The organism is Sodalis sp. RH19 (genome assembly GCF_047324215.1).
In the GTDB taxonomy this organism is placed as follows: domain Bacteria; phylum Pseudomonadota; class Gammaproteobacteria; order Enterobacterales; family Enterobacteriaceae; genus Acerihabitans.
Genome location: NZ_CP178734.1, coordinates 1,210,346 through 1,229,904, shown reverse-complemented (window position 1 = coordinate 1,229,904; position 19,559 = coordinate 1,210,346). Strand labels below are relative to the sequence as shown.

Sequence of the window (19,559 nt, the reverse complement as noted above, 5' to 3'; positions counted from 1 at the left end):
TAAGCCCTGGATGCGGATTAATACAGCCCCAGCACCCGCCACCAGGTCAGGCCCACGCCCATAAAAATAATCTGGTTGATCACGCTGACCACAAAACCGGTGCGCCACCAGACACGGGTCGGCACATAGCCGGCGCCAAACAGGATGGGACCGCGCGCATGGGTATACTGGGTTAAGGAACAATACAGGCTGCTGGTAAACGCCAGCATAAAGGCCATGGGCAGCACCGGAATGCCGAGCGTCATGCCGACGGCCAGGAATACCGCGTACAGCGCCGCAATCTGCGCGTTGCCGCTGGCGAAAAAATAATGCGTATAAAGATAGGCGGCGTTCAGCAGCAGCAGTACCCAGACCCAGCTGGTCCCGGCCATAAGGTGGCCGATATTGGTGCCGATCAGATCGCCGAACCAAGTGGTGAACCCCAGATTTTTCAGCTGGTTGGCCATCATCAGCAGCGCGGCGAACCACACCAGCGTATCCCAGGCGCCCTTCTCGCTTTTAATTTCTTCCCAGGTCAGGACACCGGTCAACAGCAAAAAGGACAGGCCGACAAAGGACGCGGTGGTGGGGTCGATGCCAAGCCAGGTGCCAAAAATCCACAGCACCAGCAGCAGCAGCACCGTTGCCAGCATTAACCATTCGCCCTTGCCCAGCGGCCCCATTTTTTCCAGCTCGGCGGCGGCGAATACCGGCGCGTCCGGGGTTTTTTTGATCTCCGGGCGAACCAGATAATAAATGCAGGGCGGGACGATAAGCAGCGACACCACGCAGGGCAGCAGCGCGGCCATAAACCAGCCGAACCAGGTGATATGGATGCCGGCGTTGGCCGCCAGTTTGACCGCCAGCAGATTGCCGGTATACGCGGTCATAAACAGCGCCGAGGTAATATCGTTGACATTGCCGATGCACACGATGAGGAAGGTGCCGATCTTGCTGCGCGAGGCATCGTCCGGGTGCGAATTAAAACTGCGCGCCAGGGAATCGGCGATGGGATAGATCACCCCGCCGCAGCGCGCGGTGTTGCTGGGCATGGCCGGCGCCAGCAGCAGGTCGGCAAACGCCAGCCCGTAGGCCAGGCCGAGGGTGCGCTTGCCCAACAGGCGAATCAGCATCAACGCCACGCGCCGCCCAAGCCCGGTCTTGATAAACCCGCGCGCAATCATGAACGCGACCACGATAAGCCAGATAAGCGAACTGTTCAGCTCGCTGAGGGCCGTCACGATGGCGCCGCTGGCGGTTTTATCACCCGCCGCATACGTCAGGGCAAAAATAGTGATGCTGATAATGCCAATGGCGCCGATGGGCAGGACGTTGGCGACGATGGCGACGATGGTGGCGACAAAAATCACCGCGGAATGCCAGGCGGCCGCGCTGAGGCCGGTTGGCGGCGTAAGCGGCCACAGCGCCAGCGCGATGGCGACAATCACCACCAGGGGCAGCCAGCTCAGGCCATAAGACGTTTTTATCTTCACCGGAACTCTTCCTATATTTGCGTTAGGTTGACGAGAGTGAAATCAATTTTAAAAAATGATTTCATTGTGAATAATTCTTATTTGAACGGAACACGACCCACCCTTAAATCGTTCATTGAACAGGGTAGAAAATGTTATTGATAAAATGCGTCAATCCGGTTTATTAAATTGTTTCCTGAATACTGCCGTGGCCGGATCATGCTGAGGCCTTTCAGGACGTTGCCAAACATAGTAATGCAATCTTATTTTAATTAAAAAGAGAAAAAAACGGCGCGCAGGTTAGGTTGATCTATATCAACCCTTTTTGAGTAATGCGCCTGATTTTGCCTATCCTCAGGGAAATTTCATTTTTTATTGTAACAATGTTTAACGCATTATTTCCCGTCCATGGCATTTATCCGCCGGCCATGGCGCCAATCGCGTTATCCCCGCGGACGCCGTCAGGCGAAAATCCGGTTGAAAGGTCAGGACCGACTCGCCACAATGGCTATAGCAACCGCGGGAAACCGTCCCAATCACATTAAGGTCGTCACAGTGCCGTCGTCTTCTTTCCAGGGTTTTACGCCCACCGGGCTGGAATTTCTGCAACAGGTGGTCAAGGAAAACAGCAAGGAGTGGTTCGAGTCTCATCGCGGGGAGTATCAGCGTCATCTGCTGGCCCCGTTTCGCGCCCTGGTGGAGGATCTTGCCCCGGCGATGCTGGCCATCGACGACCAGGTCGAAACGCGCCCGGCGGTGGGCAAAACGCTGTCGCGCATGTATCGCGATACCCGGTTTTCCCGCGATAAATCGCTGTTTCGCAATCGGATGTGGCTGACCTTTAAACGCCATTCAAAGGAATGGACCGACGCGCCGGTGTTTTTTTTCGAAATCACCCCCGATTTTTTTCATTATGGCCTGGGCTATTACTCCGCCAGCAAAGCCACCATGGACCGTTTTCGCCACCTGATGCTGCGCCAGCCGGAAGAGTTTGCCCGCGCCGCCGCCTGCGCGCGCGCGCCGTTTGCGCTGGCCGGCGAAAGCTATAAACGCCCGCTTATCAAAGACCAGGATCCGGCGCTGGCGAGCTGGTACAATCGCAAATCCTTTGCCGTGATGACGACGGATAATAATATCGCCTCCCTGTTTTCACCGGCGCTGGTTGCGCGGCTGATGCGGGATTTTACCCGCCTGCAGCCGCTGTACGCGCTGCTGATGCGCGTGGAAACCCTCAAACAGGTGCCGCTGGAAGATCTCTGAACCGCCGCGCACGGAAGATAACTGGCGCCTGTCACCGGGTTAAATCATCACATTAAAGGGAACGTCTCATGTCATCCTCCGCCGCCGCCAGACTGATTCCCTTTCTGTTGGTATTGGGTTCCATATTGTCGCTCAGCATCGGTTCCTCGCTTGCCAAGGCGCTGCTGTTTCCCCTGATCGGCGCCACCGGCACCACCGCGCTCAGGACGGGGTTTTCCGCCATCGTCCTGATGTTGCTGTGGCGTCCCTGGCGGGCGTCAATCACCTTGCGCGAATATCAATCCATCGCCCTTTACGGCCTGACGCTTGGGATGATGAACCTGTGCTTTTATCTCGCCCTCGAAAGCATCCCGTTCGGCCTGGCGGTGGCGATTGAGTTTGTCGGCCCCCTGGCCGTTACCGTACTGTATTCCCGCAAACTCAGCGATTTTATTTGGATAGCCCTGGCCGTTACCGGCGTTCTGCTGCTGTTGCCGCTGCGCGGCAACGACAGCGGGCTGCCGCTGTCCGGCGTGCTGTTTGCGCTGGCCGCCGCGTTATGCTGGGCGCTGTATATTGTGTTCGGCAAGACCGTCAGCCACCTGCACTCGGGCCAAACCGTGGCCGTCGGCCTGGTGTTCGCCTCGATGGTCACCTTGCCGGTGGGCATGATGGATGCCGGCGCCATCCTTACCCGTCCCGACCTGCTGGCCATGGGGCTGCTTATCGCCCTGCTCTCCAGTTCCCTGCCGATGACGCTGGAAATGGCCGCTTTAAAGCGGCTGCCGCATAAGGCCTTCGGTATCCTGGTCAGCATGGAGCCGGCCGTCGCGGCGCTGGTGGCCTTTGTCATGCTGTCGGAAACCCTGACGCCGACCCAGATTATCGCCGTCGTATTTTCCATTACGGCGGGCATGGGCAGCGCCATCACCGCGCGCGGCAGCGTCGAAACCGTGGTGACCTAGGCTTAATTTGCGCGTATCAAGGACGTCAGCTACTCTTTTCTGCGGACAATAACCCAGGGAGAGGCGATGATGGATTTTTCAGGCTGGCGCTGGTTGAACGAGCCGGATCAATGGGCCCTGAACGGGTCGGTGCTGCGGGTGGCGACCAACGGCAAGACGGATTTCTGGCAACGGACCTGGTACGGATTCCAGCGTCATTCCGGCCATGTGTTCGGCTGCGATATGCGCGCGGATTTCACATTGCAGGCGCGCGTGCGCGGCGATTATCGCCGGTTATACGATCAGGCCGGCCTGATGGTGCTTAAGGACCAGAGGCATTGGCTGAAAGCGGGGATCGAATATACCGACGACCAGCCGATGATGGGCAGCGTGCTGACCGCGCCGGACTCCGACTGGTCAAGCATGCCGTTCGCGGGCGACGCCGGCTGTTTTTGGCTGCGTCTGACGCTCGCCGACGGCTGCGTGCGGCTGCAATATTCCGCCGACGGGAAATACTGGCCGCTGCTGCGCCTTTGCCCGTTTCCGTCCGCGCCGCCCTGGTTCGCCGGCGTGATGTGCTGCACGCCGGAACGCGCGGGGCTGACGGTCGCCTTCGACGATATCCGCCTCGGCAAGCCGCAGGCGAAAGACCTGCACGATTTGACATAACCCGCACCGCCCTCCCTGCCGGCCCCAAGCCCGCGCGGAAAACCCTTTCACTGCAATGCGGACCCTGCTCTCCAGGGAGCTGACCGTATCCGGCTTAGCGCCATACTGTTGCACGGTAACTTACAGCGTCCCCCCATCCGGTAACGCCGGCGCACCGTTGGGATTTTTTCAGCCCTATACCGCACATCGCCATCACACCCGCCAGCCGCTGTCCGTTGCCGGTAATGCCTGAACTTACCCTAGACGGGCGCGATAATTCTGAAGGATTTGTGAGAATAATCGCAGATATCACATTCTGTCGTTTTCACGACCGTGGATAGTGATCTGGCGACATGTATTGCCGGAAAAACAGCATATGATTGGGCCAGAAATAATAATCGTGGTTGATCCGTTTGGAAATACAGCCAATAGCCCTATTTTTACCGATCTGCTCGTCAATACGATGCTTAAAAGGAGATTTGCATGTTAAACGCTCGTCCCAGCGGCCCTATTTGCTTCACACTTCAGGTCTTTCCGGTATTTTTCCATGACAGTCTCTCTTCTCCTGGCGGGATAAGACCGGCGGCGATAGGGTTCAGGTCCCAGCCACGGGGAGGCCGGTTATGCTAGCGGTCGAACTTATCATTGTCTTACTGGCTATTTTCCTCGGCGCCCGCCTGGGCGGTATCGGCATCGGCTTTGCCGGCGGCCTCGGCGTGCTGGTCCTGGCGATGCTCGGGGTTAAACCCGGCAGCATCCCGTTCGACGTCATTTCCATCATCATGGCGGTTATCGCCGCCATCGCCGCCATGCAGGTCGCCGGCGGCATGGATTACCTGGTACAGCAAACGGAAAAAATACTGCGTAAAAACCCCCGGCACATTACGCTGCTGGCGCCGGTGGTGACCTATTTCCTGACCCTGTTTGCCGGCACCGGCAATATTTCGCTTTCCGCCCTGCCGGTGATTGCGGAAGTGGCCAAGGAACAGGGCATTAAACCCTGCCGTCCCCTCTCCACCGCGGTGGTCTCCGCGCAAATCGCCATTACCGCCTCGCCGATATCCGCGGCGGTGGTGTATATGTCGTCCGTGATGGAAAGCCATGGCGTGAGCTATATCCACCTGTTGTCGGTGGTCATTCCCTCCACCTTTTGCGGCGTGGTGCTGATGTCGCTGCTGGTCGGGAGACTGTTTAACGCCAGGCTGTCCGATGACCCGGTTTATCTGAAACGGCTTGAGGACGGCCTGGTCGCCCTGCGCGGCAACCAGGTGACGCAGATCAAGCCGCGGGCGAAAATATCGGTGCTGCTGTTCCTTGCCGGCGTGCTGGGCGTCGTCGCCTACGCCATTATCAACAGTCCCGGCCTCGGCCTGGTGGCAACCCCGGTCATGACCACCACCAGCGCCATCCTTATCATTATGCTCAGCGTCGCCACCCTGATTACCCTCACCTGCGCCGTCGCCACCGAAGCGGTGATCAATTCCAGCACCTTTAAGGCGGGAATGAGCGCCTGTATCTGTATCCTGGGCGTGGCCTGGCTGGGCGATACGTTTGTCCAGGCCAATTTGGATTGGATCAAAACGACGGCGGGCGGCGTTATCCAGGGCCATCCCTGGCTGCTGGCGGTGATTTTCTTTTTCTGCTCCGCACTGCTGTATTCGCAGGCCGCCACCGCCAAGGCGCTGATGCCGATGGCGCTGGCGCTGAACGTCTCGCCCCTGACCGTGGTGGCGTCGTTTGCCGCTGTCTCGGGGCTGTTTATCCTGCCGACCTATCCTACCCTGGTGGCGGCGGTACAGATGGACGATACCGGCACCACCCGTATCGGCCGGTTTGTCTTTAACCATCCGTTCTTTATTCCCGGCACGCTGGGCGTCACCTTCTCGGTGGTGTTCGGTTTCCTGCTCGGCAGCGTTATTCTTTAACCCCCCGGCCCCGGCATGGGGCCGCTTTCCCTTTCCTGCTGATGAGTGCACGCCATGGCGGCGGTTTTGGCTAAAAATGTGATCGCCGCTGAAAAATGACCATTTATTACTTGTATGGTAGTTGGTTCAGAACTATTTTTCCTGTTGCATTCCCTCCGGCATGACCTCCCCCTACTGAAAGGTGAAAACATGGCGACTCAGACAGAAACGCTCAGCGAAAAAGACTCACGGTCGTTGATACGCCGCGTTGCCAGCGCGTCGGCCATCGGCACGGCGGCGGAATATTATGATTTTTTTGCCTACGGCACCGCCGCAGTGCTGTTTTTCGGTCATCTGTTTTTTCCCAGCAGCGACCCGCTGGTCAGCACCCTGGCGGCCTTCGCCACCTATGCGGTGGGCTTTTTGGCGCGCCCCGTCGGCGGCATCGTCTTCGGCCATATCGGCGATAAAGTCGGGCGCAAGAAAGCGCTGGTGATCACCATTTTGATCGTCGGTCTCGGTACGTTTTGCATCGGCCTGCTGCCCACCTATGAGAAAATCGGCGTTTGGGCGCCGGTGCTGCTGATCCTAATCCGTATATTGCAGGGGTTCGGCGTCGGCGGCGAACAGGCGGGAGCGGTGCTGATGACCGCCGAGTATTCACAGCCCGCCCGGCGCGGCTTTTTTGCCAGCTGGGTGCAAATCGGCGCGCCGCTGGGCTTTTTATTGCCGCTGGCGTTGTTTGCCGCGCTGAACGCCGCCCTGTCCCCCGAGCAGATGATGAGCTTCGGCTGGCGCATTCCGTTCCTGCTCAGCCTGCTGCTGGTGGTGGTGGGGCTGTTTATCCGCCTGCGTATCGACGAGTCGCCGGTGTTCGCTAAAATCCGCGCCACCAAAGCCGTGGAGTCGCGTCCGGTCATGGAAGTGATCCGCGACTTTCCCGGCATCGTCGTCAAGGGGGTGTGCGCGAAGCTGATTGAAGCCTGCGTCTTCGCCATGTTTACCGTGATTGTGCTGGCCTACGTCAAGGCCAATAATCTCAGTACCAACCTGCTGATGGAAACCATGATTATCGCCGTGGCGCTGGAGATCCCCGCCATCCCGCTAATGGGGCATCTGTCGGATCGCCTGGGGCGCAAACCCGTTTATATGGCGGGCGCGCTGCTGCAAGTGATTATGATCGTGCCGTTTTTCCTGGCCATTAACCAGGACAGTTTCTGGCTGACGCAGTTGGTGATGATACTGGTGCTGACCCTTGGGCATAGCATGTGCTACGCGCCGCAGGCGTCTTTTTTCCCCGAACTGTTCCCAACCCATATCCGCTGCAGCGGCATCGCCCTTATTTGGCAAATCGGCTCGTTGATCGGCAGCGGCGTGCTCGGCCTGGTGGCGGTAAAAATATTGCAGGTCACCGGCGGGCATTATTACGGTCTGGCGATGTATGTCACGGTGCTGGGGGTGGCGTCGGTAATAGGCCTGGCGCTGATGCCGGAGACGGCGCCGCTGCGGCGCAAGCAAGAATACCAGGACTGGACCAGGCATTAAGCGGGGGCCCGCGTTAACACGTGCGTGTTGTAGCACGGCGTTGGCGGGCATAGCGCCCCGGCGATGGAGGGATAGGGCGAGATAAACGTAAAAATGTGATCAATGTAGCAAAAATACCTTAACGTAACTTGTATGGTAGTATGCATTGATTAGTGGTCAACCTGTTTGTTGCTAAGGGTCATATTGATGAAAATTGTAAAAGCGGAAGTCTTTGTCACCTGCCCCGGCAGAAATTTTGTGACGTTGAAAATCACCACCGACGACGGCCTCACGGGGCTGGGCGACGCCACGCTTAATGGCCGCGAACTGCCGGTAGCCTCCTATCTTAAGGACCATGTCTGTCCGCAGTTGATCGGCCGCGACGCCCATCAAATCGAGGATATCTGGCAATTCTTTTATAAAGGCGCCTACTGGCGGCGCGGGCCGGTGACCATGTCCGCCATTTCCGCCGTGGATATGGCGCTGTGGGACATTAAGGCCAAGGCCGCGAATATGCCGCTATACCAGCTGTTGGGCGGCGCGTCGCGTACCGGCGTCATGGTGTACTGCCATACCACTGGCCATACTATAGACGAAGTGCTGGACGATTACGCCAAACATCAGGAAATGGGCTTCAAGGCCATTCGCGTGCAGTGCGGCGTACCCGGCATGAAAACCACCTACGGCATGGCCAAGGGCAAAGGCCTGGCCTACGAGCCGGCCACCAAGGGCAGCTGGCCGGAAGAGCAGCTGTGGTCGACGGAAAAATACCTCGATTTTACCCCGCAGCTGTTCGCGGCGGTGCGTGAGAAATTCGGCTTTAATGAACACCTGCTGCACGATATGCACCATCGCCTGACGCCCATCGAGGCCGCCCGCTTCGGTAAAAGCGTCGAGCCCTACCGCCTGTTCTGGATGGAAGATCCCACGCCGGCGGAGAACCAGTCCAGTTTCCGCCTGATCCGCCAGCACACCGTGACGCCGATTGCGGTGGGCGAAGTCTTCAACAGTATCTGGGATTGTAAACAGCTTATCGAAGAGCAGCTGATCGACTATATCCGCACCACCATTACCCATGCGGGCGGCATTACCGGCATGCGCCGGATTGCGGATTTCGCCTCGCTTTACCAGGTGCGCACCGGCTCGCACGGCCCATCCGACCTTTCGCCGGTCTGCATGGCGGCGGCGCTGCATTTTGACCTGTGGGTGCCTAACTTCGGCGTACAGGAATATATGGGGTATAGCGAACAGATGCTGGAAGTGTTCCCGCATAACTGGACATTTGACGACGGTTATATGCATCCGGGCGACAAGCCGGGACTGGGCATCGAATTCGATGAAAAACTGGCGGCGAAATACCCCTACGAACCGGCCCATTTACCGGTGGCGCGTCTGGAAGACGGCACCTTGTGGAACTGGTAACAGGAGAAGCGGCGATGAACAGCGTAGTTATCGAACAACCCGGCAAACTGGCGATCCAGCAGCGCGCGATCCCGCAACCCGCCGCCGGTGAAGTGCGCGTGCGGGTAAAATATGCCGGCATCTGCGGCTCCGATGTGCACATTTACCATGGACACAACCCTTTCGCCAAATATCCCCGGGTTATCGGCCATGAGTTTTTCGGCGAAATCGACGCGGTGGGCGCGGGCGTGGACGCGGGCCGTATCGGCGAAAGGGTGGCGGTCGATCCGGTCGTCAGCTGCGGCCATTGCTATCCCTGCTCGGTGGGACGGCCGAATGTGTGTACCGAACTGTCGGTTATCGGCGTGCACCGCGACGGCGGCTTTAGCGAGTACGCCTGCGCGCCGGCTGAAAATGCCTACGTCATCCCGGCGGAAATACCGGACCAGGTGGCCAGCATGGTGGAGCCGTTTACCATCGCCGCCAATATTACCGCCTTTTTGCAGCCCACGCCGCGCGACGTGGCGCTGGTGTATGGCGCCGGACCGATGGGCCTGACCGCTGTACAGGTGCTGAAAGGGGTGTATGGTGTCAGCCGGGTAATCGTCGCCGACCGCATCGCGGAACGTCTTGAGATGGCGCTGGACAGCGGCGCCGACCAGGTGATCAACAATACCGGCCTGTCCTTGCAGGACGAGCTGGCGAAACAGGGCATCCGGCCGACGCTGGTGATTGATGCCGCCTGCCACCCCGCCATCCTGCAGGAGGCGGTCAATCTCGCCTCGCCGGCGGCGCGCATCGGCCTGCTGGGATTTTCCGGCGAGGCGAGCAGCGTGACGCAGCAGAGCATCACCAGTAAGGAAATCTCTATTTTCACCTCGCGCCTGAACAGCCACCGTTTTCCCCAGGTTATCGAGTGGATGGTGCAGGGCAAGATCGATGTGGCCAAATTGATTACCCATTATATGGACGCAGCGGAAGTGGAAGCCGCATTGACGATATTCGAGAAAGATCAGCGCCATTGCTGCAAGGTCATCTTGAAATTCTGATGTGGTGATCCAGGCGATGGCCCCCGGCCATCGCCGCGCTGTCCCTTTTTCATTTCAACACCGAGCCTATGATTATGATGACATTATCAGCAACAAGTCCCGTGGCCGAGGGCGTCAGCACGCCGAAATACGATCGCGACCGCATCAAGACACGCATCGTCCATCTCGGATTCGGCGCGTTCCATCGCGCGCACCAAGGGGTATACGCCGACCGGCTGGCGGCGGAGCATGGCAGCGACTGGGGCTATTGCGAGGTGAACCTGATTGGCGGCGAGAAGCAGATCGCCGATATCCAGCGCCAGGATCTGCTGTATTCGGTTTCGGAAATGGCCGACACGGGCTGGAACTGCCGCGTGGTGGGCACGGTAAAACGCGCCATGCACCAAAGCGTCGACGGCATCCAGGCCATACTTGACGCCATGGCGCACCCGGACATCGCCATCGTCTCCATTACCGTCACCGAGAAAGGTTACTGCCACCACCCCGCCAGCGGCAAGCTCAACCAGCAGCATCCGCTTATCCAGCATGACCTTGCCCACCCGGATGAGCCGCAGTCGGTGGCCGGCGTGATCGTCGCCGCGCTCAAGCTGCGCCGGCAGCGCGGCTTACCGGCGTTTAGCGTAATGTCGTGCGACAACATGCCGGAGAACGGCCATGTCACGCGCAATGTGGTGCTTGAACTGGCCGCGCTGGAGGATGACGGCCTTGCCCGCTGGATTGAGGGCAACGCCACCTTTCCGTCCACCATGGTAGATCGCATCGTGCCGGCGGTAACGGATGAAACCCTGGCGAAAATACAACAGCTGCTGGGCGTCAACGACCCGGCCGGCGTGGCCTGCGAGCCTTTTTGCCAGTGGGTTATCGAGGATAATTTTGTCCAGGGCCGCCCCGCCTGGGAAAAGGTCGGCGCGGAGCTGGTCAAGGATGTCCTGCCCTACGAGGAAATGAAGCTGCGCATGCTTAACGGCAGCCACTCCTTCCTGGCTTACCTGGGCTACCTGGCCGGTTACCAGCACATCAGCGACTGCATGCAGGATCCGCACTACGTCGCGGCGGCCAGGAAGCTGATGATAAACGAGCAGGCGCCGACGCTGCGCACCGTGGATGTGGATCTCGCGGCCTACGCCGATTCCCTGATAGCGCGCTACCGTAATACCGCCCTGAAACACCGCACCTGGCAGATCGCCATGGACGGCACGCAAAAACTGCCGCAGCGCTGGCTGGATGCGATTCGCTGGCATTTGCGCCAGGGCGACAGCTTTGACTACCTGGCGCTGGGCGTTGCCGGCTGGATGCGGTTTGTCGGCGGCGTCGATGAGCAGGGCCAGCCCATCGAGGTCAGCGATCCGCTGCTTGACCAGCTACAAGGCCTGGTAGCGCAAAGCGAACAAGGCGCGGAACGGGTGCATGCCCTGCTCTCCCTGCAGGCGGTATTCGGCGATGATTTACCCGCCAACCCGCGGTTTATCGCACGGGTGCAGCAGGCCTATCAAACGCTGCTGACCCACGGCGCCCGCGAAACCGTGGCGCAGTGGCCCACGGCGGGCTGACCGGCCCAAGTTTTCTGCCGGCAACGCCGGCCGGGGCGTTGCGCCCCGGCCGTTATCGCGCCTGAACGCGCGCGGCTATCCCGCGGCGGATAACATCGCACCGGCACGCCAACCCGCGCGGGCGGGTTCGCGGCTTATTACGTATCGTCGTTGACACAATATTTATTTATGTTCTGCCTATAGTGAGAGTCCCCGTTTTTTGCATAACCCAAAACGTCCCAGGCAGTCACCGCAGTCCCCGAAGTTAAGTTTGACCCTGCAATATAATAAAAATCATCGTGAGGAAAATTCAGAATGCACCATCAAGACAGCGATACCACCGCCCCCGGCGGTCATCACTCCCCCTCCGGGCAGCAACCCGATAACGGCGGCGGTTTTCGCCGGTTCCTGCCGAAGGCGCATCCGATATCCTGGTGGATGCTGGTCATTACCACCCTGGCCATCCTGATGAACTCCATCGACCGGATCATCTTGCCCACGCTGCTGCCGGCTATCATGAAGGATTTCAATCTTAGCGAAATGCAGGCCGGCTGGCTCAATTCCCTGAGTTTTATCGGCACGCTGCTGGGCGCGGTGATTTTCGGGATATTTTCCGATTATATCGGCACCGGCTACAAACGCTGCTATAGCTGGACCGTGGCGGTATTGTTCGAAGTGGTCGCCGGCGTCGCCACCGCCTTTTGCAAAACCCTCGGCGCCTTCCAGTTCCTGCGGGTGATGATGGGCATGGGCACCGGCGGCTCCGAGCCCATCAACGTCGCCCTGCTCGGTGAGTGGTGGCACAAGGAAAACCGCGGGTTCGCCATCGGCGTGCATCATACCGGCTTCCCGCTCGGGCAGTTTATCGGGCCGGCGCTGATTGCGCTGATCCTGGCCTTCGGCACCTGGCGGCAGGCCTTCCTGTTTATCCCGCTGATTGGCCTGAGCATCGTCGTGCTGCAGTTTTTTGTCGGCACGCGGAAAAACCAGGATAAGGTCTATACCTGGATCAAAGACAATAACCTGACGGTGCCGATTGAGGACCACCGGCAAAGCCGGCCCAGCAACCTCAGGCATACCCTGAAGGAATCCTTTTCCTGCCTGAAGAACCGCAACTGCCTGCTGGCCATCGCCCTGATTTTCGGTTTTACCTGGGCGGAGATGGGCATCGCCAATTTCCTTACACTGCAGCTGACGCGTGAGGTGGGGCTGGACCTCTCCACCGCGGCGATTATTTCCGGCGCCTCCGGCATTACCGGCTGGATTGGGCAAATTTTGTGGGGCGGTTATTCCGATATCAAAGGCCGCAGGATTTCACTGTGCGTCATTATCCTGGGATGGATCCTGGCGGCGGCGCTGTGCATGTTTATTACCTCCGCCACCGTCGGCTGGATCATCCTGATTTTCTGGGGGCTGTTTCGCAATTCCCCCTATCCGGTGGCCTACGCGCTGCTGATCGATTCGGCGCCCCAGGCGGCGGCCTCGAGCATGGGTTTGATGATCGGCCTGGCGGTGGGCATCGCGGGCATCCTGGTGGCGCCGACGGCCGGATGGATTATCCATCACTTTGGCTTCGACGTGCATTATATGGTGATCGTCGGCGTGCTGGCCCTCTCCTGTATCCCGCTGTTCCTGATCAAAGAAACGGTCAACGTGAGGAAAATGTGATATGAATACTGAACTGGCCGAGCTGTTGCTGAAGAAAGATATTATCGAGCTGAACCATCTCTATGAAGAATTGATGCCGGTCTGGCCGACCCATCCCAAATTCCATACAAGCAGCGAGGAGACCATCGCCGGCGGCGATGGCAATTATAATACCCTGCTGCATATGGGCGATCATTGCGGCACCCATGTGGATGCGCCCGCCCATTTTATCGCCGGCGGCGCCACCATCGAGACCGTGGCGGCACGGCGGTTAATCGGCCGGGGCATCAAGATTGATGTTTCTTTTCTGCAGCCAAGCCAGGAAATCGCCCTGTCCGCGATTACGGCCTGGGAGGCGCAGAACGGCGCTATCAACGCCGGGGATATCGTGATATTTCGCACCGGCTATGATAAAAAATGGCGCAACAGACCGCACCACCAGGCGTTTATCGCCGATTGGCCCGGACTGTCCGCCGACGGCGCCCGCTATCTGATCGATAAAGGCGTCAACGCCATTGGCACGGACGCCATGTCGTTGGATGCCTATACCAACGCCGATTATCCCTCCCATCACATCGTGCTGGGCGCCGGCGCCTTGATTATCGAAAACCTGGCCAATCTTGACGCCCTGCCGCAGACCTTTTTATTCCTCGCCCTGCCGCTGCGCATCAAGGGCGGTTCGGCCTCGCCCATCCGGGCCGTGGCCCTGGTGTGACGGCGCCGGCGCGGCAATGCCTGTTTATTGCCGCGCCGCGCACAGCCTAATGGCTCAGCTCAAGGCGCAATAGCCGCTCTCCCGCTGCCTGCTTAGCAGCCCACCACCTTGCCCAGGAACGCCTGGCAAAGTTCCAGCTGTTCGAGGGTGACATATTCATCGGCTTTATGCGCCTGGGCGATGGACCCCGGTCCACACACCACCGTCGGAATACCCGCCTGCTGGAACAGTCCCGCCTCGGTGCCGAATGACAGCGAGTCGAAGGACACCTGTTCCAGCGCGCCGGCGCAGCGTTGTTTGAGCTCATCGATGGAGCCGTCGTCGCGCAGCCCGGGATATTCCGACTGTAGCTCCAGCCGGATATCCGCGCCTTCAGCCACCTCGCGCATCGCGGGCAGCAGCTCCCGGGCCACGTTATCCAGCGCGTTTGCCAGCAGGTGGTGGCGAGTGTGCGGCAGCGGGCGGATTTCAAAATCAAACTCGCACCTATCGGGCACCACGTTGACCGCGCTGCCGCCGTGGATGGTGCCCACCTGTACCGTTGACCAGGGCGGTTCGTAGCGGGCGTCGGTATCGCCGTCGCGCCACAACCGTCCCTGATTGCGCAGGAACAGAACCAGTTCGGCGGCGTAGTCGATGGCATTCACGCCCAGATGATTTTGCGAGGAGTGCGCCGCCTGCCCCTGCACCGTGCAGCGCCAGGCGCTTTTCCCCTTATGGGCGGTGGCGACGCGCATCAGGGTCGGCTCGCCGATAATACACCCGGTGGGCCGCGCCCGGTCGCGCGCCAGCTCGGCAAGCAACCCGCGCACCCCGACGCAGCCGATCTCCTCGTCATAGCTGATGGCGATATGCACCGGCCGGGCATCGGCGGCCCGGGCGGCCTGGATAAAGCGGGGCACCATCGCCAGCACGCAGGCCAGGTAGCCCTTCATATCGGTGCTGCCCCGGCCATACAGACGCTGGCCGCGCCGGGTAAGGACAAAGGGATCGCTGCGCCATGGCTGCCCCTGCGCCGGCACCACGTCCGAATGGCCGGACAGGCAGATACCGCCCCGATCGACGGGGCCGATGGTGGCGTACAGATTGGCGCGCTCGCCGTCGGCGCTGTAAACCCGGCGGCTGGCAACACCGTAACCGGCCAGATAGGATTCGACAAAATCAATCAGCGCCAGGTTGGAGCGGCGGCTTAGCGTCGGATAACCCACCAGCGTCGACAGCAGTTCTATGACATCGCTCAATTACGGCTCCTTTGGTTTCACGGTATCGGGCCGGCGTTAACGCCGCTGCTATCAAGGCGTTCTATCCCGCGCGCGGCGTGCTTATGATGACGGGGCGCCCCGCCTTTTGCTGCGCGGCAACCGGCCAGGCCGCGGGGCAGGTTATGATTTTACGGCGATAACATCGATCTCCACCCACCACTCCGGGCGCGCCAGCGAGGTGATCATCAGCCCGGTGGATACCGGGAACACGCCTTTCAGCCAGCGGCCCATAATGTTGTAGACCGTCTCGCGGTAGCGCACATCGGTCAGATAGACCGTAATCTTACAGATATCCTCAAGCTTGCTGCCCGCTTCTTCCAGCAGCATGTTGATATTGTACATGGCCTGCTCGGTTTGCGCGGCCACATCACCCTTGCCCACCGATTCGCGGGTATCCAGGTCCTGGCCTATCTGGCCGCGCAGGAACACCATATTGCCGGCCACCACGGCCTGGCACAAATCGTTATCCAGATTCTGCTCGGGATAGGTTTTCTTGGTATTGAAGGGGCGGATACGGGTGTGACTCATGATGCGTTCTCCATTGTTGCGATTTTAGGTTTGTGGCCGGAAAGCCCCCGGCCGGGTATGGCATTCGCCCGGCGTTTCACGCCAGGAACTGTTTTAACTCCGCGGTGCGCGGATGATCGAAAATGTCCTCGGGGGTTCCCATTTCATGGACGCGCCCCTGGTGCATAAACACGATGCGATCGGCGACCTTGCGCGCAAAGCCCATTTCGTGGGTGACCATGATGATGGTCATGCCGTCGGCGGCGAGCCCTTCGATCACCTGCAGCACTTCGCCCACCAGTTCGGGGTCGAGGGCGGAGGTGATTTCGTCGCACAGCAGCACTTCGGGGTTCATCGCCAGCGAGCGCGCAATCGCCACCCGCTGCTGCTGGCCGCCGGAAAGATTGCCGGGCCAGGTGGCGAATTTCTCTTCCAGGCCGACGCGTTTTAGCAAAACGCGCGCCGTGCGCTCCGCCTGTTCGCGCGGCATTTTTTTCACCAGCGTCGGCGCCAGCATGACGTTTTTACCCACCGTCAGGTGCGGAAACAGGTTAAAGCTCTGGAAAATCATGCCGACGTTTTGGCGCAGCTCGCGCATGGCGGCCGGGTCATGCTGCCGGATGGCCTGTCCGTCCACCGTCAGCTCGCCCTCCTCAAAACTTTCCAGGCCGTTGATGCAGCGCAGCAGCGTGCTTTTACCCGAGCCGCTCTTGCCCAGGATGCAGACCACTTCCTGGCGTTTAATCTGTAAATCAATGCCCTTGAGCACCTCATTGTCGCCAAACCGCTTGTGCAGGCCGCGAATATCGACCACCGCGAAGGCGGTGTCCGCAGGAGTACTATCAGTCATGTCCGTCGGCTCCCTGGATGAGTTGTTTTTCTAAATGCCGGCTCCACCAAGACAGCGGAAAGCACAGGATAAAATAAAGCGCCGCGACGCTGCCGTAGACCAGGAACGGGGCAAAGGTGGCGTTGGAAATAATTTGTCCCGAGCGGGTCAGCTCGACGAAGCCTATCACCGACGCCAGGGCGGTGGCCTTCACCGCCTGGACCAAAAACCCCACCGTCGGCGCCACCGCTACTCGCAGCGCCTGGGGCAGGATGACGTAGCGCAGCTGTTCGCCAAAGGTTAACGCCAGGCTGGCGGATGCCTCCCATTGCTGGCGGGGAATACTCTCCACGCTGCCGCGCCAGATTTCGGCAAGATAGGCGCTGGCATACAAGGTCAGGCACAGGCTGGCGGCGAACAGCGGCGAGGTGTCGACGCCCAGCAGCGCCAGGCCGAAATAGGTCAAAAACAGTTGCAGCAGCAAAGGCGTGCCCTGGAACAGATTGACATAGAGGATCACCAGCACCTGCAGCCAGCGCCGGTGCGATAGCCTGAGCACCAACAGGATGGCGCCGACGATGCCGCCGCCGGCAAACGCGATGGCCGACAGGCCGACGGTCCAGCGCAGCGCCAGCAGCAGGTTGCGGTATATGTCCCATAAAGAGAAATCACTCATGATTTTTTCCCAAGCGACGGTCCGAAGATAAACCGCGGCCCCAGCCAGCCGAGGAACTGGCGCACCATCACCGCCAGCGCCAGGTAAATCACCGCGGCGACGATAAAGGCTTCGAAATTGCGGAAAGAGCGACTGGCGATCAGGTTGGCGCTGAACGACAGTTCCTCGGTGGATATCTGGCTGCAAACCGCCGATCCCAGCATGATGATAATCACCTGGCTTATCAGTGACGGCCAGACGCGCGACAGCGCGGGCGGCAGCACCACGCGGGTAAAAATCTGCCAGCGGTCCAGCGCCAGGCTCTGGGCGGCTTCGACCTGGCTGCGCGCCGTGGCCTCAATGCCGGCGCGGGTGATCTCGGCCGCGTAGGCGCCGAGGTTCAGCACCAGCGACAGTACGCTTGCGGTCACGGCCGACATATGCAATCCCAGGGCGGGCAGGCCGAAAAAGATAAAAAACAGCTGCACGATATACGGCGTATTGCGCACCAGTTCGACATAGCACCCCACCGCGAAACGCAGCCAAACGCCGCCGTGGGCCCGCGCCCAGCCGCAGGCGATGCCAAGCAGCAGTCCAAGCAGCGTGGACACAAGCGTCATGGCCAGGGTGACCAGCGTACCGCCAAGCAATAGCGGCCATTGCTGCAGAATCGGGGAAAAATCAAAAACCATTACCCATGCTCCTTTGGTGTCGGTTCCGCCAGCACCAGCGTCGCCACGTCAGTCATAACGGGCAGCCGCCACAGGCTCGCCAGCAGTTGTCCGGCCGCCTGCGGCGCCAGGCAGCGGGCGGCGCAGCGCAGAAATTTATCGCCCAGGGCCCGGTCTTCCAGCGGGCGGGCGGCGCTGCCGGCGGCCTTGGCGACAAAACACTGCAATTTAGCGCCGTCGCGCAGGGTTATCGTCACGTCCGCGCCTTCCGGGGCGTCGGTGAACAGCGCAGGGTCGGCCCAGCGCGCGCCGCTGGTCATGCTCACCCGGCTCATCAGGTCAATGAGGGTCTTATCCGTCATCAGTCCGTCGTCCAGATGGTCCAGGGTCAGTTCGCCGAACAGTAACGACGCCGCGATGGCGAAGGGCAGGCTAAACTGCGCTTGCTGGGCGGTGCGCGGCTGCGGGTAGATCAGGTTCGCCATGACTACCGGCGGCACGTCGCAGGCGATGCCGGCTATCTGGTCCGGTTCCAGCCGGTGGCGCCTCGCCAGATCCAGCACGCCGTCCACCGCCGCATGTGAGGAGAGGCAGACCGGGATGCGTTTAACATCCACTCCCGGCGCCAGCAGGCACCAGCGTCCGTCCCCCGGCGCCAGCCATCCGGCGTCAAGTTCGCCGTTGTTGCACAGGGCCGCCAGTCCGTAGCCATGGGACAGCGCGCCGGCGGGGCCGTTCGCGCCCTGTTGCGCCAGCAGCGCCGCCGTCACGCCGCCCTCGGCGGCGCGCCCCGCCAACAGTGGTTTGGCGTCGCTGCCAAACGCGCATTTCATGCCGCCGGCGCCGGCAATCGCCAATCCTAACGCATGCGCGGTGGCGTCCACATCCAGCGCCAGCAGTTTGGCGGCCGCCGCGCACGCGCCGATGCCCCCAAGCAGGCCGGTGGTCCACCAGCCGCGATCGTAAAGGGTGCGGCCAAGGGCCATGCCGACGCGGTACTGGCACTCCGCCCCGGCCACCAGCGCGGTCAGCAACGCCGCGCCGTCGGCATGGCGCGCCTGCGCCACCGCCAGCGCCGCCGGAACAATCACCGCCGAGCCATGGACAAATCCGGCATAACAGTTATCGTCAAAATCGAGGGCGTGGGCGGCGACGCCATTGGCAAACGCCGCCGCCGGCGCCGCAAGACGCCGGGAGGCGCCCGCCACCGCCGCGTGACCGTCGGCCGAGGTCTGCGCCGTTAACCGCCGGGCGCGGCCGGCGACGGGGGTAACCGAACCCGCCAGCATCACGCCCAGGGTGTCCACCAGGCAGCGCAGCGCCACCCGGCTCACCGCTTGCGGAATCTCCCCGGGAACCAGGGCCGCCACCCACTGCGCCAGCGGCCGGGTGTCGCCCGGCGCGGCAACTTCTACGGCCGCCCCGCCGGGTTTATCACCCCGCTCTGGCCAAACCGGAGTACCTGTCGTTGTCATAATGTCCGCTCCTGCCGTGGCCTGTTGGCGTCGTCAACCAGCCGGGCCCGCCAGGGTCCGCTGGTGTTCATCAGACCCTGCGCCGGTGCGCGCTCCGTGGTCATCGTCA

17 protein-coding genes are annotated in these 19,559 nt (G+C 60.6%); 10 read left to right on the top strand and 7 right to left on the bottom strand.

What is annotated here, in order from left to right:
* Positions 1–17 precede the first annotated feature (17 nt).
* On the bottom strand, positions 18–1,472 hold the full coding sequence (locus ACL2XF_RS05560; protein ID WP_410014712.1) for a DASS family sodium-coupled anion symporter: 1,455 nt from the start codon (positions 1,470–1,472) through the stop codon (positions 18–20).
* Positions 1,473–1,955: 483 nt separating this feature from the next.
* Here ACL2XF_RS05560 and ACL2XF_RS05555 point away from each other — a divergent pair, with 483 nt between their 5' ends.
* From ACL2XF_RS05555 to ACL2XF_RS05510, 10 genes are all read left to right on the top strand, one after another.
* On the top strand, positions 1,956–2,711 hold the full coding sequence (locus ACL2XF_RS05555) for a DUF2461 domain-containing protein (RefSeq protein ID WP_413728195.1): 756 nt from the start codon (positions 1,956–1,958) through the stop codon (positions 2,709–2,711).
* 68 nt (positions 2,712–2,779) lie between these two features.
* Complete coding sequence (locus ACL2XF_RS05550) at positions 2,780–3,655, top strand: EamA family transporter (RefSeq protein WP_410014710.1); 876 nt, start codon at positions 2,780–2,782, stop codon at positions 3,653–3,655.
* 66 nt (positions 3,656–3,721) lie between these two features.
* Positions 3,722–4,303, top strand: a complete 582-nt coding sequence (locus ACL2XF_RS05545; RefSeq protein ID WP_413728194.1) for a DUF1349 domain-containing protein — start codon at positions 3,722–3,724, stop codon at positions 4,301–4,303.
* Between the two features lie 602 nt (positions 4,304–4,905).
* On the top strand, positions 4,906–6,207 hold the full coding sequence (locus tag ACL2XF_RS05540) for an anaerobic C4-dicarboxylate transporter (RefSeq protein WP_413728193.1): 1,302 nt from the start codon (positions 4,906–4,908) through the stop codon (positions 6,205–6,207).
* A gap of 189 nt (positions 6,208–6,396) precedes the next feature.
* A complete protein-coding gene (locus ACL2XF_RS05535) occupies positions 6,397–7,731 on the top strand; it encodes an MFS transporter (protein WP_410014708.1) in 1,335 nt (444 codons plus the stop codon).
* A 186-nt stretch (positions 7,732–7,917) separates the two neighbouring features.
* Positions 7,918–9,132 carry a D-mannonate dehydratase ManD gene (gene manD / locus ACL2XF_RS05530; protein ID WP_331123072.1) on the top strand — a complete coding sequence of 405 codons (1,215 nt, stop codon included), beginning with the start codon at positions 7,918–7,920 and terminating at the stop codon, positions 9,130–9,132.
* Between the two features lie 14 nt (positions 9,133–9,146).
* Positions 9,147–10,160 carry a Zn-dependent oxidoreductase gene (locus ACL2XF_RS05525; protein ID WP_413728192.1) on the top strand — a complete coding sequence of 338 codons (1,014 nt, stop codon included), beginning with the start codon at positions 9,147–9,149 and terminating at the stop codon, positions 10,158–10,160.
* Positions 10,161–10,237: 77 nt separating this feature from the next.
* Positions 10,238–11,710 carry a mannitol dehydrogenase family protein gene (locus tag ACL2XF_RS05520; RefSeq protein ID WP_413728774.1) on the top strand — a complete coding sequence of 491 codons (1,473 nt, stop codon included), beginning with the start codon at positions 10,238–10,240 and terminating at the stop codon, positions 11,708–11,710.
* A 294-nt stretch (positions 11,711–12,004) separates the two neighbouring features.
* Positions 12,005–13,357 (top strand): MFS transporter, encoded by a 1,353-nt coding sequence (locus tag ACL2XF_RS05515; RefSeq protein WP_413728191.1) that lies wholly within the window; start codon positions 12,005–12,007, stop codon positions 13,355–13,357.
* Between the two features lies 1 nt (position 13,358).
* Positions 13,359–14,051, top strand: coding sequence for a cyclase family protein (locus ACL2XF_RS05510; protein ID WP_413728190.1), 693 nt, complete (start codon positions 13,359–13,361; stop codon positions 14,049–14,051).
* A gap of 92 nt (positions 14,052–14,143) precedes the next feature.
* Here ACL2XF_RS05510 and argE read toward each other — a convergent pair whose 3' ends face one another.
* The 6 genes from argE to ACL2XF_RS05480 all read right to left on the bottom strand — a co-directional run bounded on the left by argE (position 14,144) and on the right by ACL2XF_RS05480 (position 19,450).
* Entirely contained in the window at positions 14,144–15,292 is a 1,149-nt protein-coding gene (argE, locus tag ACL2XF_RS05505) for an acetylornithine deacetylase (protein ID WP_413728189.1), read from the bottom strand.
* Between the two features lie 141 nt (positions 15,293–15,433).
* Positions 15,434–15,844, bottom strand: coding sequence for a RidA family protein (locus ACL2XF_RS05500; RefSeq protein ID WP_410016801.1), 411 nt, complete (start codon positions 15,842–15,844; stop codon positions 15,434–15,436).
* A 73-nt stretch (positions 15,845–15,917) separates the two neighbouring features.
* Positions 15,918–16,670, bottom strand: a complete 753-nt coding sequence (locus tag ACL2XF_RS05495) for an amino acid ABC transporter ATP-binding protein (protein WP_413723029.1) — start codon at positions 16,668–16,670, stop codon at positions 15,918–15,920.
* Positions 16,663–17,325, bottom strand: coding sequence for an amino acid ABC transporter permease (locus ACL2XF_RS05490; RefSeq protein ID WP_413728188.1), 663 nt, complete (start codon positions 17,323–17,325; stop codon positions 16,663–16,665). Before ACL2XF_RS05490 ends, ACL2XF_RS05495 begins: the two co-directional genes overlap by 8 nt.
* Positions 17,322–17,996, bottom strand: a complete 675-nt coding sequence (locus tag ACL2XF_RS05485) for an amino acid ABC transporter permease (RefSeq protein WP_410014701.1) — start codon at positions 17,994–17,996, stop codon at positions 17,322–17,324. Before ACL2XF_RS05485 ends, ACL2XF_RS05490 begins: the two co-directional genes overlap by 4 nt.
* On the bottom strand, positions 17,996–19,450 hold the full coding sequence (locus tag ACL2XF_RS05480; protein ID WP_413728187.1) for an MmgE/PrpD family protein: 1,455 nt from the start codon (positions 19,448–19,450) through the stop codon (positions 17,996–17,998). The genes ACL2XF_RS05485 and ACL2XF_RS05480 overlap by 1 nt, the downstream gene beginning before the upstream one ends.
* Between the last annotated feature and the right edge of the window lie 109 nt (positions 19,451–19,559).

What these genes read in the sequence shown, in the direction of transcription:
- ACL2XF_RS05555 (WP_413728195.1), top strand. Translation starts at nt 1,956, where the DNA reads ATGGCTATAGCAACCGCGGGAAACCGTCCCAATCACATTAAGGTCGTC.
- ACL2XF_RS05525 (WP_413728192.1), top strand. Translation starts at nt 9,147, where the DNA reads ATGAACAGCGTAGTTATCGAACAACCCGGCAAACTGGCGATCCAGCAG.
- ACL2XF_RS05545 (WP_413728194.1), top strand. Translation starts at nt 3,722, where the DNA reads ATGATGGATTTTTCAGGCTGGCGCTGGTTGAACGAGCCGGATCAATGG.
- ACL2XF_RS05520 (WP_413728774.1), top strand. Translation starts at nt 10,238, where the DNA reads ATGACATTATCAGCAACAAGTCCCGTGGCCGAGGGCGTCAGCACGCCG.
- ACL2XF_RS05550 (WP_410014710.1), top strand. Translation starts at nt 2,780, where the DNA reads ATGTCATCCTCCGCCGCCGCCAGACTGATTCCCTTTCTGTTGGTATTG.
- ACL2XF_RS05540 (WP_413728193.1), top strand. Translation starts at nt 4,906, where the DNA reads ATGCTAGCGGTCGAACTTATCATTGTCTTACTGGCTATTTTCCTCGGC.
- ACL2XF_RS05485 (WP_410014701.1), bottom strand. Translation starts at nt 17,996, where the DNA reads ATGGTTTTTGATTTTTCCCCGATTCTGCAGCAATGGCCGCTATTGCTT.
- ACL2XF_RS05480 (WP_413728187.1), bottom strand. Translation starts at nt 19,450, where the DNA reads ATGACAACGACAGGTACTCCGGTTTGGCCAGAGCGGGGTGATAAACCC.
- ACL2XF_RS05495 (WP_413723029.1), bottom strand. Translation starts at nt 16,670, where the DNA reads ATGACTGATAGTACTCCTGCGGACACCGCCTTCGCGGTGGTCGATATT.
- ACL2XF_RS05535 (WP_410014708.1), top strand. Translation starts at nt 6,397, where the DNA reads ATGGCGACTCAGACAGAAACGCTCAGCGAAAAAGACTCACGGTCGTTG.
- ACL2XF_RS05510 (WP_413728190.1), top strand. Translation starts at nt 13,359, where the DNA reads ATGAATACTGAACTGGCCGAGCTGTTGCTGAAGAAAGATATTATCGAG.
- ACL2XF_RS05490 (WP_413728188.1), bottom strand. Translation starts at nt 17,325, where the DNA reads ATGAGTGATTTCTCTTTATGGGACATATACCGCAACCTGCTGCTGGCG.
- manD (WP_331123072.1), top strand. Translation starts at nt 7,918, where the DNA reads ATGAAAATTGTAAAAGCGGAAGTCTTTGTCACCTGCCCCGGCAGAAAT.
- ACL2XF_RS05515 (WP_413728191.1), top strand. Translation starts at nt 12,005, where the DNA reads ATGCACCATCAAGACAGCGATACCACCGCCCCCGGCGGTCATCACTCC.